The following is a 15,413-nucleotide window of genomic DNA, read 5'->3' on the forward strand; positions in this document are numbered from 1 at the left end:
AGCGGACAGCTCAGCCCCCCAGCGCCGCCGCCAGGGCCCGCGCCGCCGCCTCCAGCTCCGCTTCCGGGCGCATGTCTCCCGGCGTCCCCTCGAACGCTCCCCGTCCCCACAGCCGCTGGGGCGTGTCCCGGTAGCGCGGCACCAGGTGCAGGTGGAAATGGCGCAACACGTCACCCATGGCGAAGGCGTAGGCGTGCTCCGCGCCCAGCACCTCGCGCTGCGCCCGCATCACCCGCGCGGCGAAGGGGCCCAGCTCCCGTGCCGCCTCGTCGTCCAGGTCGTACAGCGCGCGCGCGTGCCGCACGCTGGTGAGCACCACCCAGCCGGGCAGGGGACTCGGCGAGGCCACGCCATGCAGCACCAGCCCCGCCGAGCGGGCGAGCACTCCTCCCACGGGCCGGGTGCTTCCTCCCACGATGGCGCAGCCCAGACAGGGCGCATTCACATCCACGTCGCTCATGGCCCCCACGCTACCACCCGGCCCTCGCGGAAATGTCCGCCCCCGTTGCACCCTACCCGGTGCGTCCGTGCTGGACGTCCAACCGTGCCCTTCTTGACGCAGGCAGCCCGGTCGGAGACTGTCATGCCGCCGCCCCTCGCGGGCTGAAACCCGGCTGAAACTCCAAGCATTCAAGGTGGGAAGATGAAGAAGCATTGGGCAATCGTGCTGCCGCTCCTGGTCGTCGGATGCACGCCGGAGGACAAGGATGGGGATGGCATCGCCGACGGGGTCCGCGAGCCGGACTCCGTGTCGGTGGTGGTCCCGGCCACCCCCCAGGGGACGGTCTCCGGCCAGGTGCTCAACACCCGGATGGAGCCGCTCGCGGACGCCAAGGTGAAGCTCACCATCGGCAGCGCCACGGCGGAGAAGCCCTTCGAGACGGTGACGGACGCCTCGGGCAACTTCCTCCTCACCCAGGTGCCGGCCGGCTCCGAGGTGCTGGTGACCCTCGGCAAGGAGGGCCACGCCACGCTGCGCGCCAGCGCCCTGGTGCCCTCCCACGCCGGCAACATCCCCATCAACAACGGCAACGCCAACATCGGCGCCGTGGCCCTCGCCGAGACGAAGAGCAGCGTGAGCTTCTCGCTCGTCACGCCCTCGGGCTACCCCGCCCGCGGCGCCAAGGCGTACGTCGAGGCCGTCCCCGCCGGCACCATCGCCTTCAACGGCGGCACGGTCTCGGCCCTCGGCTCCGTGGTGGTCGCCGCCGAGGCGGACGCCATGGGCGTCGTCACCTTCGCCAACGTCCCCTCTCCTGCGGAGCTCGCGCGCATTGGCGGCGTGGGGGCGGCCGCGGGTGGCTACCGCGTCTGGGTGGATCCGGTGGACTACAACAGTGACGGCATCTTCGACGCCGGGGGCTATTCGCAGAAGATCGACGCCTCGACGCTGATGGTGAGCGGCGGCTCGCAGATGCTGCGGCTGCCGGCCCCGCGCAACGACGCCGGCGGCACGGGCACCCCGGGCTTCCAGCTCGTGGCCACCAACGTCCCCAGCCTCAACTACGTGAAGCTGGCGGATGCGGATGTCAACAAGCCCGCCATGGAGCTGCAGAAGAAGCCCCTGCGCAACCTGGTCCGGCCCGGCGAGCCCATCTACCTGGGCTTCAGCCAGCCCGTGGCGCGCGAGTCGCTGCTGGCGCTCGTGACCGACGAGTACGGCCGCGAGAAGTACGACGTCATCGTCACGGCGAGCGCCGCCGGGGACGTCTACACGCTCATGCCCCCCGCCTCCATCGTCCAGGGCGTGGAGTACAACATCATCCTGCGCGCCACCTCGGCGTACGACGGCACCGTGCGCACCTGGAAGGGCTACTTCATCAGCGGAGACCCCCGGACGCCCCGGCCGCTGCAGCTCGCCACCGCCGTCTACAAGGATGGCGCCACCGGTACCGTGGGCACCCTGGATCCGGGCGAGTGCATCATCATCAGCTTCAGCCAGGCCGTGCTGCCCACGTCCGTGCTGCTCGACACCCTCGTCACCACGGGCGAGGCCAGCCCGCCGTCCTTCAAGGCGACGCCGGCTGCTCCGCCCTCCACCAACCCCTGCTTCACCGCCGAGTCGCCGACGAAGTACCCCATCGACTCCACGAACTTCAACGACGCCACCACCCGCTTCGTCTTCACCTACAGCGGCGCGGCCATCAACCTCACCACCAACACCGTCAAGGTGAAGGCGGATTTCACGAAGTTCCAGTCGGCGGACCTGTCCGCGTATTACGAGAGTGCCTGGGGCTCGCCCGTGTCCTCGAGCACCAGTCTCGAGGCGCCGCTGAGCAAGCTGTAGCGGGCTGTCGTCCGCCGCGAGCGGTGGAGGGCAGGCGTCCAGGCGGCACTGCGCGGCCTGGATACGCCAAGTCACCATCGCTGTGAGTGAAGTGTCCGGGCCACGACAGGATTTGTGGCCCGGATGCGCTTGGAGGCTGGCCGTCACGAGCGCATCCGCGAGGCCGTACATAGCATGGTGCGGCGTTCCCACCTTGTACGAAGGGCCTCGCGCCATGACCCTACCGCTCACGCAAACCCTCGAAAACAGGATGCATGACGGCGGCGAGCCGACCGAAGCGGCCAATACCGTCGAGCGCCGGCGCGTGCTGGTGGTCGACGATTTCGACGACGCCCGGGAGATGTATGCGGAGTACCTGGAATTTGTCGGCTTTCAGGTAGAAGTGGCCCGCAACGGCGTCGAGGCGGTGGAGAAGGCGCAGGGTGTCCTTCCGGACATCATCCTGATGGACCTGTCGCTGCCGGTGATGGATGGCTGGGAGGCCACGCGCCGGTTGAAGCAGGACCACCGCACCCGGGACATTCCGGTGATGGCGCTCAGCGGCCACGTGCTGGCGGGCAACGCGGAACAGGCCCGGCAGGCCGGGGCGGACGAGTTCGTCGCCAAGCCCTGCCTCCCGCAGGACCTGGAGGACCGCATCCGCCGGATGCTCAAGCCCAGCAAGTCGAAGAGCAGGCCCTAGCGAAGAACGGGGACGAACGCGCCCGTGGGCCCTCCGCCTGCAATCCGGTCCAACGTCGACGGGTGGACTCCGCCCGAGGCGTTCGACGAGTACCGCCTGGTGCGCCTCATCGGTCATGGCGCGACGGGACGCGTGTACCTCGCGCATGACACGCTGCTCGACCGGCCGGTGGCGGTGAAGTTCGTGCGCGCGCTGGGGGCTGGCGCGCTCGCCCGTTTCCTCGTGGAGGCCCGGGCCGCGGCGCGTGTCCAGCACCCCCACGTCGTCACCCTCTACCGGGTGGGGCAGCTGGAGAACCACCCGTACCTCATCTCCGAGTTCATCCGTGGCACCTCGCTGGACCGGTTGCCCCGGCCCATGCCGTGGGAGCGCGTGCTGGCGCTCGGCAGGGACCTGGCGCGGGGCCTGGGGGCCGCCCACCGGCGCGGCGTGCTGCACCGCGACATCAAACCCGCCAACGCCCTGCTCACCGAGACGGGCGAGGTGAAGCTGCTGGACTTCGGACTGGCCAAGCTGCTGGACGCGGATGCTCCCCGCGACGAGGACACGCCGCCCGACGTGCTCCCGGCTGCCCCTCCGGTCCTGCCGGAACTGGACGCCGACAGCGTGGCGGGCTCGCTCGACGGGGTGGACCTGCCGTCGCTGCCCGCGGGCACGCTGGTGGGCACGCCCTATTACATGTCCCCGGAGGCCTGGGCCGGGGAGGAGCTCACCGCGCGCAGTGACGTGTACTCGCTGGGGCTGGTGCTCTACGAGCTGTGCGCCGGCCGCGGCCCCTTCCGGCACGTGCCCCTCAAGGAGCTCTCCCACGCGGTGCGCACGCAGGACGCGCGGCCGCTGGCCGAAGCCGTACCGGGCGTGGACACGGACTTCGCGGCCGTGGTGGACCGGTGCCTGCGCCGGGCCCCCGAGGAGCGCTTCGCCTCCGCCGTGCCGCTGCTGGATGCGCTGGAACTGCTGTCCCGTGACGAGTGGGCGGGCGCCGTGCCCGAGGGCAATCCCTACCGCGGCCTCCAGGCCTTCGAGGCCGAGCACCGCGCCCTCTTCTTCGGCCGACGGCGGGAGCAGCGCGAGGTGATGAACCGGCTCCGGGCCGAGCCTTTCGTGCTCGTCGCCGGGGACTCGGGCGTGGGCAAGTCCTCGCTGTGTCTCGCGGGCGTGCTGCCCCGGGTGACCGATGGGGCGTTGGAGGACGGGCGGCGCTGGCGCGGGGTGCGGCTGATTCCGGGACGGCGTCCCGCGGCCGCGCTCGCCGCCGCGTTGGCTCCCGTGCTGGGTGCCGACGAGGAGGGGCTGGTGGCCTCCCTGCGCTCGGACCCCACGGGCCTGGCGCGCCGGCTGCGGGCCTGGCTCGGCGCGGAGCAGGGGCTCGCCCTCTACGTGGACCAGCTGGAGGAGCTGGTGACGCTGGCGGGAGACGCCGAGGCCGCGCAGGCGGGGCTCGCGCTCGGGGGACTGGCCGAGGGCGTGTCCGGCGTGCGTCTGCTGGCCACCTGCCGCAGTGACTTCCTCACCCGGCTCACGGCGGTGCCGGGCCTGGGCGCGATGGTGCCCGGGGCCCTGTACCTGCTGCGGGCGCTCGGCCCGGAGGAGATTCGCGAGGCGGTGGTGGGCCCGGCGCGGGTGACGGACGTGCGCTTCGAGTCCGAGGCCCTGGTGGATGCGCTGGTGGCCTCGGCCGCCGGGGGCGGGCTGCCGCTGCTGCAGTTCGCGCTCGCCGAGCTGTGGGAGGCGCGCGACGAGGGGGCGGGCCTCATCACCCAGGCCGCGCTGGACGGGCTGGGCGGCGTGGCGGGCGCGCTGGCCATGCACGCGGACGCGGCCGTGGCGCGCCTGCTGCCGGATCAACGTACGGCCGCGCGGGGCGTGCTGCTGCGCCTCATCACCGCGGAGGGCACCCGGGCGCGCAAGACGGACCGGGAGCTGGTGGGCGATGACCCGCACCACCGCGCGGTGCTGGAGGCGCTGGTGCGCGCGCGCCTGCTGGTGGCGCGGGAGGTGGACGGTGGCACCTCGTATGAAGTGGCCCACGAGGCGCTGCTGACGGGGTGGGGCACCCTGGCGCGCTGGCTGGCCGAGGCCGCCGAGCTGCGCGAGGTGCAGGCCCGGCTGGAGGCGGACTCCGCCCACTGGGAGCGCGTGGGCCATGTGCGGGACATGCTGTGGAGCTCCCGGCAGCTGGCCGAGGCCGCGCCGCTGGACCGGGAGCAGCTCACCCGCCGCGAGCTGGCCTTCCTGGAGGCCTCGCGCCGCACGGTGGTGCGCAGCCGCCGCATGCGCCAGGCGCTCGCCGTGGGCTTCGTCCTGTCGCTGGTGCTCGTCTACGCGGGCCTGCGGATGCACGAGGCCGCGGTGCGCGACAGCGCCGTGCGCGGCTGGCTGGCCGAGGCCGCCGCCGCCATGAGCGAGGTGCGGCGCGAGCGCACCGCCTTCTCCGCCGCGCGCGAGGAGGCGCTGGGCCACTACGACGCCGGCCGCAAGGAGCAGGGCGACACGGCCTGGGCGCGCACCACGCTCGCGGAGGCCGTGCTGCACCGGCGCCTGGACGAGGCGGGGGACCATCTGGAGCACGCGCTGGTGTTGGACCCCATGCGCGAGGACGTCCGCGCCGCCCTGGCCGACTTCCTCCTCGAGCGCGCCTTCCACGCCGAGCAGGCGCTGGAGACGAGTGAGCTGACGGCGCTGCTGCAGCGGCTGCGGCTGTATGACACGACGGGCGAGCGCTGGCGGCGCTGGACGTCTCCCGCGCTCGTCACCCTGGAGCTCTCCGTCCCCGGTGCGGTGCTGGAACTGCGGCCCGCGACGCGCGACGTGGAGGGCCGGGAGCACATCGGCGAGCCGGTGCCCATGCCGCCTTTGCCCTGGGTGGACGTGGCGGTACCTCCGGGAGACTGGCGGCTGACGGTGCGTGCCCCGGGTCACGAGCCCGCGCTCGTCCCGCTGCGCCTGGCGCGAGGGGAGCGCCGGCACCTGGCTCCACCGCTGTTGCGCCAGGGAGAGCTGCCCTCGGGCTTCGTCTACGTTCCCCCGGGACGCGTGCTCTTCGGCAGCGCGGCGGATGCGAGCGTGCGCGGCTTCTTCAACGCCGTGCCCCTGCACGCCAAGGAGACGGCGGGCTTCCTCATCGCCCGCCAGGAGACGACGTACACGGAGTGGCTCTCCTTCCTGGAGTCGCTGCCCGCGGCCGAGCGCACGCGCCGTCAGCCGCGCACGAGCACCACCTACCACGGCATGCTGCGGCTGGCGCGGGAGCGCGGTGTGTGGACGTTGCGCTTCCAGCCCGGCGGCGTGCCCTACACCGTGCGGCTGGGCGAGCGGCTGCGCTACGCGAAGCGGGACCGGCGGGTGGAGCAGGACTGGACGCGCTTCCCCGTCACCGGCATCTCCTTCGAGGACGCGGAGGCCTACGCGGCGTGGTTGGACAAGACGGGCCGGGTGCCGGGCGCCCGGCTGTGCACGGAGCTGGAGTGGGAGCGCGCCGCTCGAGGCGAGGACGGCCGCGAGTTCCCCCACGGCGACTCGCTCGCCCCGGACGACGCCAACGTGGACTTCACCTACGGCAAGGAGCCCGGGGGCTTCGGCCCCGACGAGGTGGGCGCGCACCCGGCCTCCCGCAGCCCCTTCGGCGTGGACGACCTGGCCGGCAACGCATGGGAGTGGACGCGCTCGTCGCTGGAGTCCGGGGGCGTGGTGGCTCGCGGCGGCTCCTATTACTTCGCCCCCGCCTCGGCGCGCCTGGCCAACCGCGAGATGCCCGAGCGCACCCTGCGCAACATCACCGTGGGCTTCCGCCTGTGCGCCGACCTGCCCTCCGGGGCGGCTTCCCCTCGGAAGTAGCACCGCCGGGTGCCTGCCGCGAGTGACGTCTCCTGGACGTTGCAAGTGCCTGGAGACGACATGTGTGGCTTGCCGTGTGGATGACCACTGCACACCGTCCGCCCGTCTCGGGGACGGAGTCACAGAGGGGTGGGGCCATGCGAGCAAGCAGGTGGTGCCAGGTCGTGTTGGCGGCCGTGGGCGTGGTGGCGTGTGGAGGCGAGGCGCCGGTGCGGCCGGATGCTCCCCTGGGAGAGACCGATGCGTCGCTGAGCGCACGCAATGGCGCGAACCTCAATGGCGCCAACCTCAACGGCTCGGACCTGAACGGCTCGGACCTGAACGGGAGTGATCTCAACGGCTCGGATCTCAACGGCCAGGCGCTCTCGGGGATGCTGGTGTCGGTGGAGTTCGCGGGCGCGTGGTTCGAGAACGGGCAGCAGACGTCCTGGCCGGGCCAGGGGCCCACGTTGCAGCAGGCGAGCCTCGAGGAGGTGTGGCTGGAGGGCTCCACCTTCCATGGCTGGTACGACGGGCGGCACCTCTTCGGACAGGACTTCGTGCAGGCGCGCTTCCTGGGCAACCTGGGGGATGAGAGCCAGGTGGAGCTGCGCGTGGACTCGGCGGCGCAGGGCGAGGGCGCGAACGCGGACGTGTGGCGGTACCTGGTGTCGTTCCGCTCTCCGCTGGACGGACAGTGGCGCCCCATCTGCCTCGACGCGAGCGGACAGCCGGCGGCGGCCATCGCCGTGGACGGGTATTGGGACTACCGGCAGGGGCTGCCGGGCGTGGGCGGCAGGAAGTATGACGATGCGCGCGTCTTCACCTTCGCGTGCGAGGGCGCGGCGATCGCGAAGTGCATCCGCTTCGGGTACAAGCCGTGGGCGAGCGTCGGAGGCGTGAGCCTGGCGGCGCACCACCAGGCGTGCACGCGCCTCATCCGCGCGGACTACTGCGGTGACGGCACCTCGCACACCGTGAACGGGCAGTGGGTGAACGTCTACGACGCGGTGGGCGTGCAGCAGGACACGGAGACGTGGGGCCTGGAGGCGGAGTGGGGCACCGACGGGGCGCTCTGCTTCACGGACAACAACCGGGCCCATGCGCCCGTGTCGTGCCCGGACGCTCCGAAGAAGGCGCAGTGCGGAACGGCCGAGGCCTTCTCCTCCGGCACGCTGCTGCAGAGCGAGACGCCCTACTAGCGTCCCGCCGGCCCCACCGCCCCACGTGACCCTCCACCCAGCACGCGGCGACGTGCTGGTGGAAGACGCGCTCACTCCCGGTGGATACGGGCCTGCTGGGGCGGAAGTTTTCGCGTGTCACCGTCGTGTTTCCCCACGTTCGACTCCGCAGGTGGGGAACACGCGCCCTCTCGCGCGAGTGGGCTCGGAGGTATAAGAGCGCTCCTTCAACCCAAGGAGCCTCGAATGCGCATGCATTGGTGTCTCGTCCTGCTGGTTCCGTTGGTCGGTTGCGTCTCCCAGAAGGCGTTCGACTCGAAGTCCCAGGAGGCGCTCAACCTCAAGCAGCAGTACGACGAGCAACAGGAGCAGATGAAGGCCCTGGAGCAGAAGCTCGGAGAGACCAAGGCCGCGGCCGAGAAGGCCCAGAAGGAGAACGCGGAGCTGGAGTCCTCGCTCGCCAACAGTGACGCGGAGCGCCGCGCGCTGCGCAAGCGCGTGGACGAGCTCTCGGACCTCAACAAGGAGCTGTCTCGGAACACCGAGAAGCTCGAGGCGGCCAAGGAGGCACTCGAGAAGAAGTCCAGCGAGTACGAGAACCTGGCCAGGAGCCTCAAGGAGGAGATCAAGACCGGGAAGATCGAGCTGTCCGAGCTGAAGGGCCGGATGGTGGTGAAGATGAAGGACAAGATCCTCTTCTCCTCGGGCAGCACGAAGCTCAACAAGGAGGGCCAGGAGGCGCTGGCGAAGGTGGCGCAGGCGCTCAAGGACGTGGAGGGGAAGCTCATCCGGGTCGAGGGCCACACGGACAACGTGCCGGTGCCGTCGGACGCGAAGACGGAGTTCGACTCGAACTGGGAGCTGTCCACCACGCGCGCGCTCGTCGTCGTGAAGCTGCTGCAGGAGCAGGGCGTGCCGCCCACGATGCTCTCCGCGCTGGGCTATGGCGAGTACCAGCCCATCGCCTCCAACCAGACGGCGGAGGGACGGAGCCTGAACCGGCGCATCGAGATCGTCCTCGCCCCCGCCGAGCAGGCCCCGTCCGCCGTGGTGGCCGCCTCGGTGAAGAAGGCCCCGGCTTCGGCACCCGCGCCCGCGGTGAAGCCGGCCTCCGGCACCAGGCCCGCCCCGAAGAAGAAGTAGCGGCGCTGACGAAGCAGCAGCGGCTCCGCGGACAGAACACCGCGAACGCGGACACGGAACGCGGACACATCCCCTCTCCCTCCGGGAGAGGGACGGGGTGAGGGTATCCGGATCCCGGGTTCAGGATGCGAGGGGTTCCCGGATATAACCCGATACCCTCACCCCCACCCTCTCCCGAGGGGAGAGGGAGATCTGAACCCGAGATGCGTCCGTTGCACTGTGTCCTGCTCGTGCTCCTCGTGGGCTCCGCTTCCCGAGCAGGAGAGCCGCCCACGGAGAGCGCGGCCCCGCTCACCTTCGAATCCACCGAGCTGAAGGAGCTCGCGGGCACGTGGGGCGAGCCGTTCCGCGCGCTCATGGTGATGCCCGGGGTGAGCCACGTCGTCTCCGGGGCGAGCCTGCCCGTGGTGCGTGGCGCGGCTCCCTCGTCCACGGGCTTCTACCTGGACGGCGTGCGCGTGCCCCAGCTCCACCACCTGTGGGTCGGCCCTTCCACGGTGCACCCCGCGCTCGTCTCCGGGCTCGACTTCCACCGGGGACCCGCTCCCGCGCGATTCGGCCGGGAGCTCGGTGGCACCGTGAACGCGCGGCTCCTCCCGCCGAGCACCGGCACCGTGCACGCGATGGGCTCTCTCGATCTGTTCAACGTGGGGGTGCTCACCCAGGTGCCCATCGCCGCCACGGGTACGGAGCTCACCCTCGCCGGCCGCTTCGGCTATACGCCGTGGCTCGCCGCGGCGGTCATCAACGGCACGCGCGGCACGCCGGGCCCGGACCTGGTGCTCGGGCTCTTCGACTACCAGGCGCGCGTCACCCAGGCCGTGGGCGAGGGCTCCCTGCGCCTGTTCGCCCTCGGTGCGTCGGATGACGCGGGCCTGAGCGGCCCGGGGGAGGTGGTGCGGTTGGGCACGGCCTTCCACCGCGTGGATCTCCGCTTCACGCACCCGCTGGGCGCGGGCGAGGCCGAGGCCGCCATCACCTGGGGCCAGGACACGCTGGGCGCGACCGGCGGAGGCTCCGTCTCTCGTGTCACCGTGGGCCTCTCCGAGCAGACGCTCGGGGCGCGCATGGCGTGGCGGGCCGCGCTGTCGCCGGGGCTCGCGGTGGAGGCGGGCGCGGACGTGGAGCGCCGGAGCGCCGGCGTGACGCAGTCCACCACCTTCCGCCCGGGCGAGGCCGATGACCCCCACCGGCCCACCGTCACCACGGGAGGCCCACAGTCCCTCGCGCGTGCCACGCTCGCGGGAGCGTACGCACAGGCCACGTGGACCCAGGGCCCGTGGCGGCTCACCCCGGGCCTGCGCGTGGACGGCTACCTGTTGGCCCCCGCGCTGAACCAGGTGGTGGCCGAGCCCCGGCTGCACGCGCGGGCGGCGCTCTCGGAGACGGTGGGGCTGCGGCTGGGGGCGGGCCTGCTGCACCAGGCGCCGAACCACCTGCTCGACGTGCCGGGTGTGCAGACGGCGGCGCTGCGGTTGGGATTGCAGCGGGCGCTCCAGGTGGAGGCGGGCGCGGACGTGCGAGGACCCGCGGGCTTCACCTTCGGCGCGGACGTGTTCGTGCACCCGCTGCTGCGCACGGTGGAGCTGGACGTGCTGTCCTTCGACATGCTCGCGGACGACCCGGTGGCGCGAGGGCGGGAGCGCACGGCGGAGGGCCACGGCTACGGCGTGGAGCTGCTGGCCCGGCGGCCGTTGTCGGAGCGCTGGTCGCTGCTCGCCTCGTACACCTTCCAGCGGCGCACGTTGAACACGCGCGTGGAGCGGCGGGACGAGGCGGGGCAGGTGGTGGGGACGGAGGTGTTGCCCCTGGCCTCGGCGCTCGAGCAACAGCACGTGCTCAACGCGGCCGTCACCGTGAAGCTGCCCTGGGGCCTCACGGTGGGCACCACGCTGCACTACAACACCGGAGCGCCCGAGGCGGGGGGCCTGCTCTTCTCGTACACGCAGCGCGAGGGGGTGGACCCGGTGCGGGGCACGGCGCGCTGGGTGCCGGTGGACCGGGACGGGGTGACGCGCCTGCCCGGCTACTTCCGGGTGGACGGCCGCGTGTCGAAGACTGGCACGTGGGGGCCTCTTTCCGTGGAGGCGTGGCTGGACGTCTTCAACCTCTCGCTGACGCGGGAGACGTTCCGCTACAGCTACGGGACGGAGAAGGGCCGGCTGGTGCGCAAGCCCTTCGCGCTGCCTCCCGTGACACTCCCATCGCTGGGCATCCAGGCACGCTACTGACCGTCACGAACGCCTCGCCTGGTGCCAGAGTCGTAGATTACCCTGCGAACCCTTGAGGCTGTTCGAAGCCGGTGGGAGCGAAGCATGAGAGTGGAAGCCATGGGGATGAGTTCGAGTCTCGGTCCTGTGGCAACTGCCGCTGCTGCGTTTCGAGCGGGCATCGTCCGGCCGAAGCCCTCGGCGGATGTCGCCACCTTCGCTCCGGGCGACAGCGAGCCCCAGCCTGTTACCGTCTACGAGTTGCCGGGATCGACCTTCGGTTTCTCGGGTGTTGGTCGGCTCGTCTCCATTGCCATGGATGCCCTTGAAGATCTGGCAACGTACGTTCCATTGCAGACGATCGGACAGGAGGCCGGAGTCTTCCTTGCCTTGCCCGACTTCTCCAATGGCATGGGACCCCAAGAGGCTGCGGCTGCCGCGGAGCGGTTGGGACGCCAGGTGCTGGGGCGGGCACTGGACGGGCTCGGCGTGTGCTGGCCCGAGGACCGGTGGTGCTTCTTCACGGGAGGCTCCGCTGGCTTCGCGCTCGCTCTTGAGGCCGCGCGTCGTGAGATGGAGCGCCGTTCCCTGGAGACGTGCATCGTGGGCGGGCTCGACTCGCTGGTGGACCCGGAGCACCTCCGGTATTTGTTGGGAGATCGTCGGCTCAAGACAGCGGACAATCCGGTCGGGCTCCTCCCCGGTGAAGCGGGTGCCCTGCTGGTGCTCCGCTCCCGCCGGTCAGTCCGCAAGTCCGAGGCGACTCCAGCTATCGAATTCACCTCCGTCCATATCGCGCATGAGCCCAACTCCCTGGGGACCGGCCGCCGCCCGGATGGCAGGGTGCTCTCCTCATGTGTTCAGGCCGTGCTCAGGGCTTCTTTCGCTGGGGACAGCAAGGTTCTCCTCGTGTCCGATCTCAACGGGGAGGAACGACGGGCCTGGGAGTGGGGCAACGCGTTGGTGCATTTGAAGGCGAGTGGTGCCTTGCATGGGGAAGAACCGGTTTGGGTTCCGGCGACAGGCTTCGGGGATGTGGGGGCCGCTGGAGGTGCGGTGGGGGCGTGTCTCTCGGTCCGTGCCTTCCTGCGTGGCTATGCCCTGGCTCGCCGGATCGTCGTCGTCTCGCAAGCAGACTCGGGAGAACGTGCTGCGTTCTCGCTGGTGGTGGGGGACATCCCAGGACGAGGAGGTCGAACATGACGGGCAACAGATCGGTGCCGTTCAAGACCCTCATGAATGGGTCTTACGAGCTATACGGGCAAGCCGTTGCCGATGGACGGCCCAACATTCGCGACTTCGGCTCCACGCCTGCCAGTTCGGGCGAGATGAAGCGCAATGCCGCGCGCAAGCAGCAGGTGAAGGACACCAAGGAGCGGCGTAAGGCGAAGGACAACGGTGCACAAGAGCCCGCGGGCCCGCATGCCAGCTCCCTGGATGAATACCGAGCCATCCTCGGCAAGGGCACTTACTACGCCCGCAGCGCCGCAAAATACATCCGCGCCAACCATGCCTCCGAATACAACGACTTCCCGCACCTGGGGCCCGTAGCCTTTCGCGCGGAGGTCTCGACCCAAGCGGGCCTTTCCCAACCGTCCAACTTCAACCCTGAATTCAGCGGTCAGCAGCAGCCCTACCGTTGGCAGGCCCATCACCTCATTCCGGGCGAGGCCTTCTATACGGAGGACTCCAACGGTGTGCCCATTTTCGACAATCCGGACAACTTCAAAGTCCTGCTGCAGACGCCCTACGACATCGACCATGGCCACAATCTGATCATCCTGCCGAGCGAAGCCTGGGCCGTTCCCGTGCACGCGCTGCTTCAGCACCCCAACAACCACAACAACTACACGAAGCAGGTCATGCGGAGGCTGAAGCGTATTGACTCTGACATTGATACCCTTCGTGGCAAGAACATGGGGCACGAGGCCATCGTCGCCGAGGTGTTCGAGGCCCTGAAGCGCTTGGAGGCCGATTTGTGGGTGGATCTCCTCGATGAGTCACGAGCAGCCGTTCGCGGCGCAGCGGAGGGGCATCGTTATGATGGGCCCTGGTGTCGCTGGAAGACTCAAGGGGGTAGGGAGTACATCTGGCCGGCGCTCTGGTAGCGCCGAGAGGAGGGATGCGTGAGCTTGTGGATATTGGGTGACAGCAACGACGGGGCCGTGCTCGATGCCTACCCGAGAAATGGCCCGGAAGGCTGGCGTTACTTGGAGTCCCATCGTCTTTCGCCCGAGTTTCCCACCGATGCGGTCATGGGTTTCTCGCCCAGCTTCCCGGATAGGCGAAAGGTCTACGATTTCGTCACCAGCATCCTGGATATCCGCATTGTCTCGGAGCGAGTCCGGCGCATCGTTCTCGAGCTGGCGCCGGACGATGTGGAGTTCCTGCCTGTCACGCTGGTGGATCATCAGCGTGAGGTGATATCTCGCGAGCACTTCATCATGAATGTGCTCAACTGGCGGGAGGTCATTGACCTCGAACGTTCGGATGTTCGGATGGGTGCTATCCTCAAGAGGGAAATCGATCGAGTGAGGAAGCTGGTACTCAAGGACAATCTGGAGGCAGGGGGGCCGAAGGTCTTCCGCCCCATGCATCTGCGCGTGAACACCATGATCGACGAGAGCGTTCACGCGGCCCTGGCGGGGTCTGACCTCACGGGTTGCAGTTTCTTCCCGGCCAATGGCTGGAATGGCAAGGGCACCTGAACGCGGACCTTGTTGTTACCGGCGGACCAGTAGGAATCCGTACCGGAGTGAGTATGGAAATCGATTTCGCACGACTCCGTGAGAACGCAGGGGCGGCGGCGCCGGTCCTCATCGCGCACATCGGCCCGGAGGGAGAGCGCGATTCCCTGGTGGAGCACGTGCGCGAACTGTGCCGCTGCTTCGTCAACATCGCCGCCGCCACGCTCCTGCTGGAGGGCCGCTCCCAACCGTTCTTCCTCAACCTCTGTCGAGCGGCGGAGAACTGGCGCCGCCTCCTCGTTCACCTCGATCGGCGGAACCTGCGACCGCCGCCTGCTTCCTGGGGTCTCATCCCGCTGTCGGGGGTGATCGCGGCGGGTCATTGGAGCCTCGCGGCGGAGGTCGCCGGGCGTCTGCCCGTGCAATGGCAGAAGGAGGAGGAATACGCGGTGGAGTTCGCCTGGGCCTCCACGTTGGGGGCGCTGGTGCTGCATGCGCAGCGCGGTGTGGATCCCAGCCCGCAGCTCGACAACCTGGCCCGCGCCGCTCGCGAGAACTGCTGGCTCGCGCTCGCGCAGGCACTGGTGGAGGCGGATTCGTCCGCCTTCGCGGACGCCTTCACGGACGCCCTGGCGGTGCACGAGGCCCGTACCGAGGCGCGGGCACGCAGCTTCACCACGCGCGAGGACCACTTCGCCGCGCATCGTTATTTGTGGTTCGAGGGGCTGGCCCTGCTCCGGCTGGCCCGGAAACGCGGGCTCGACATCCCCCATGTGCGCTACCGGTACTGCCCACCTCTGGCCCAGGTGCCGATGACGGAGCGCTACCAGGGCGACTGGGTCGCCGCCATTGGCGAGGCCATCGCCACCCAGGGCTGATTCCGAGGCGCCGCTACAGCTTCTCCTCGCAGACGAGGCACTCGGGGTCCTCCTCATCACCTTCCGAGGCGACGACGGGCCCCTGGATGAGCGGGAAGGGCGGCGTGTTCTTGTCGTTGTGCAGCATCAGGTCCATGGCGCGTGCCACGTTCTTGCCCTCGAACTTCACGTCGAAGGAGAAGTTGACGAACTCGGCCTTGCCCTTCGTCTTGCTGGAGGCCACACCGCCGCCCGCGGTCCCCGCCTCGTCTCCCGTGCTGGTGCTGAAGTTCGAGTCCTTCACGCACACCGGATTGCCCTTCACCGACACATTCTTCGTACCCTTGGCCGTGTCCGAGGACTGCGCGACGTTGGGGTAGGGGATGGGCACGGGCCCTCCCGGGCTGGGCGTCTTGCACACGTCTGGGAAGGCCGAGGTGACGCCGCCGCTGTCCTTGGTCACCACGGACATCTTGTTGACGCCGACATTGACGGGCATGGCTCTCTCCCTTGCGTGAGGCTTCAGTCTATCGCGCCAGGGCCCATGGCG

Annotated in this window: 12 protein-coding genes; 10 read left to right on the plus strand and 2 right to left on the minus strand. The window is 69.9% G+C overall.

The window, feature by feature from the left end; genetic code table 11:
- Positions 1-10 precede the first annotated feature (10 nt).
- Positions 11-460, minus strand: coding sequence for an HIT family protein (locus tag VFZ09_RS00600; protein WP_329725456.1), 450 nt, complete (start codon positions 458-460; stop codon positions 11-13).
- A 183-nt stretch (positions 461-643) separates the two neighbouring features.
- Here VFZ09_RS00600 and VFZ09_RS00605 point away from each other — a divergent pair, with 183 nt between their 5' ends.
- The 10 genes from VFZ09_RS00605 to VFZ09_RS00650 all read left to right on the plus strand — a co-directional run bounded on the left by VFZ09_RS00605 (position 644) and on the right by VFZ09_RS00650 (position 14,884).
- Positions 644-2,287 carry a carboxypeptidase-like regulatory domain-containing protein gene (locus tag VFZ09_RS00605; RefSeq protein ID WP_329725457.1) on the plus strand — a complete coding sequence of 548 codons (1,644 nt, stop codon included), beginning with the start codon at positions 644-646 and terminating at the stop codon, positions 2,285-2,287.
- Between the two features lie 250 nt (positions 2,288-2,537).
- On the plus strand, positions 2,538-2,969 hold the full coding sequence (locus VFZ09_RS00610) for a response regulator (protein WP_329725483.1): 432 nt from the start codon (positions 2,538-2,540) through the stop codon (positions 2,967-2,969).
- 24 nt (positions 2,970-2,993) lie between these two features.
- Complete coding sequence (locus VFZ09_RS00615) at positions 2,994-6,806, plus strand: bifunctional serine/threonine-protein kinase/formylglycine-generating enzyme family protein (protein WP_329725458.1); 3,813 nt, start codon at positions 2,994-2,996, stop codon at positions 6,804-6,806.
- 137 nt (positions 6,807-6,943) lie between these two features.
- Positions 6,944-7,987: an ADYC domain-containing protein gene (locus tag VFZ09_RS00620; RefSeq protein ID WP_329725459.1), complete on the plus strand. Its 1,044-nt coding sequence runs from the start codon at positions 6,944-6,946 to the stop codon at positions 7,985-7,987.
- Between the two features lie 225 nt (positions 7,988-8,212).
- Complete coding sequence (locus VFZ09_RS00625; protein WP_414640662.1) at positions 8,213-9,109, plus strand: OmpA family protein; 897 nt, start codon at positions 8,213-8,215, stop codon at positions 9,107-9,109.
- 203 nt (positions 9,110-9,312) lie between these two features.
- Positions 9,313-11,340 carry a TonB-dependent receptor gene (locus tag VFZ09_RS00630; protein WP_329725460.1) on the plus strand — a complete coding sequence of 676 codons (2,028 nt, stop codon included), beginning with the start codon at positions 9,313-9,315 and terminating at the stop codon, positions 11,338-11,340.
- Between the two features lie 84 nt (positions 11,341-11,424).
- Positions 11,425-12,522: a hypothetical protein gene (locus tag VFZ09_RS00635; RefSeq protein ID WP_329725461.1), complete on the plus strand. Its 1,098-nt coding sequence runs from the start codon at positions 11,425-11,427 to the stop codon at positions 12,520-12,522.
- Complete coding sequence (locus tag VFZ09_RS00640) at positions 12,519-13,427, plus strand: AHH domain-containing protein (RefSeq protein WP_329725462.1); 909 nt, start codon at positions 12,519-12,521, stop codon at positions 13,425-13,427. The genes VFZ09_RS00635 and VFZ09_RS00640 overlap by 4 nt, the downstream gene beginning before the upstream one ends.
- Positions 13,428-13,445: 18 nt before the next feature.
- Positions 13,446-14,027, plus strand: a complete 582-nt coding sequence (locus VFZ09_RS00645; RefSeq protein ID WP_329725463.1) for an imm11 family protein — start codon at positions 13,446-13,448, stop codon at positions 14,025-14,027.
- A gap of 53 nt (positions 14,028-14,080) precedes the next feature.
- A complete protein-coding gene (locus VFZ09_RS00650; RefSeq protein ID WP_329725464.1) occupies positions 14,081-14,884 on the plus strand; it encodes a hypothetical protein in 804 nt (267 codons plus the stop codon).
- 13 nt (positions 14,885-14,897) lie between these two features.
- On the opposite strand, the gene VFZ09_RS00655 is transcribed toward VFZ09_RS00650, so the two are convergent.
- A complete protein-coding gene (locus VFZ09_RS00655; protein WP_329725465.1) occupies positions 14,898-15,362 on the minus strand; it encodes a DUF4150 domain-containing protein in 465 nt (154 codons plus the stop codon).
- Positions 15,363-15,413 lie beyond the last annotated feature (51 nt).

The organism is Archangium sp. (assembly GCF_036277355.1).
GTDB lineage: Bacteria > Myxococcota > Myxococcia > Myxococcales > Myxococcaceae > Archangium.

What these genes read in the sequence shown, in the direction of transcription:
- VFZ09_RS00600 (WP_329725456.1), bottom strand. Translation starts at nt 460, where the DNA reads ATGAGCGACGTGGATGTGAATGCGCCCTGTCTGGGCTGCGCCATCGTG.
- VFZ09_RS00605 (WP_329725457.1), top strand. Translation starts at nt 644, where the DNA reads ATGAAGAAGCATTGGGCAATCGTGCTGCCGCTCCTGGTCGTCGGATGC.
- VFZ09_RS00610 (WP_329725483.1), top strand. Translation starts at nt 2,538, where the DNA reads ATGCATGACGGCGGCGAGCCGACCGAAGCGGCCAATACCGTCGAGCGC.
- VFZ09_RS00620 (WP_329725459.1), top strand. Translation starts at nt 6,944, where the DNA reads ATGCGAGCAAGCAGGTGGTGCCAGGTCGTGTTGGCGGCCGTGGGCGTG.
- VFZ09_RS00625 (WP_414640662.1), top strand. Translation starts at nt 8,213, where the DNA reads ATGCGCATGCATTGGTGTCTCGTCCTGCTGGTTCCGTTGGTCGGTTGC.
- VFZ09_RS00630 (WP_329725460.1), top strand. Translation starts at nt 9,313, where the DNA reads ATGCGTCCGTTGCACTGTGTCCTGCTCGTGCTCCTCGTGGGCTCCGCT.
- VFZ09_RS00635 (WP_329725461.1), top strand. Translation starts at nt 11,425, where the DNA reads ATGAGAGTGGAAGCCATGGGGATGAGTTCGAGTCTCGGTCCTGTGGCA.
- VFZ09_RS00640 (WP_329725462.1), top strand. Translation starts at nt 12,519, where the DNA reads ATGACGGGCAACAGATCGGTGCCGTTCAAGACCCTCATGAATGGGTCT.
- VFZ09_RS00650 (WP_329725464.1), top strand. Translation starts at nt 14,081, where the DNA reads ATGGAAATCGATTTCGCACGACTCCGTGAGAACGCAGGGGCGGCGGCG.
- VFZ09_RS00655 (WP_329725465.1), bottom strand. Translation starts at nt 15,362, where the DNA reads ATGCCCGTCAATGTCGGCGTCAACAAGATGTCCGTGGTGACCAAGGAC.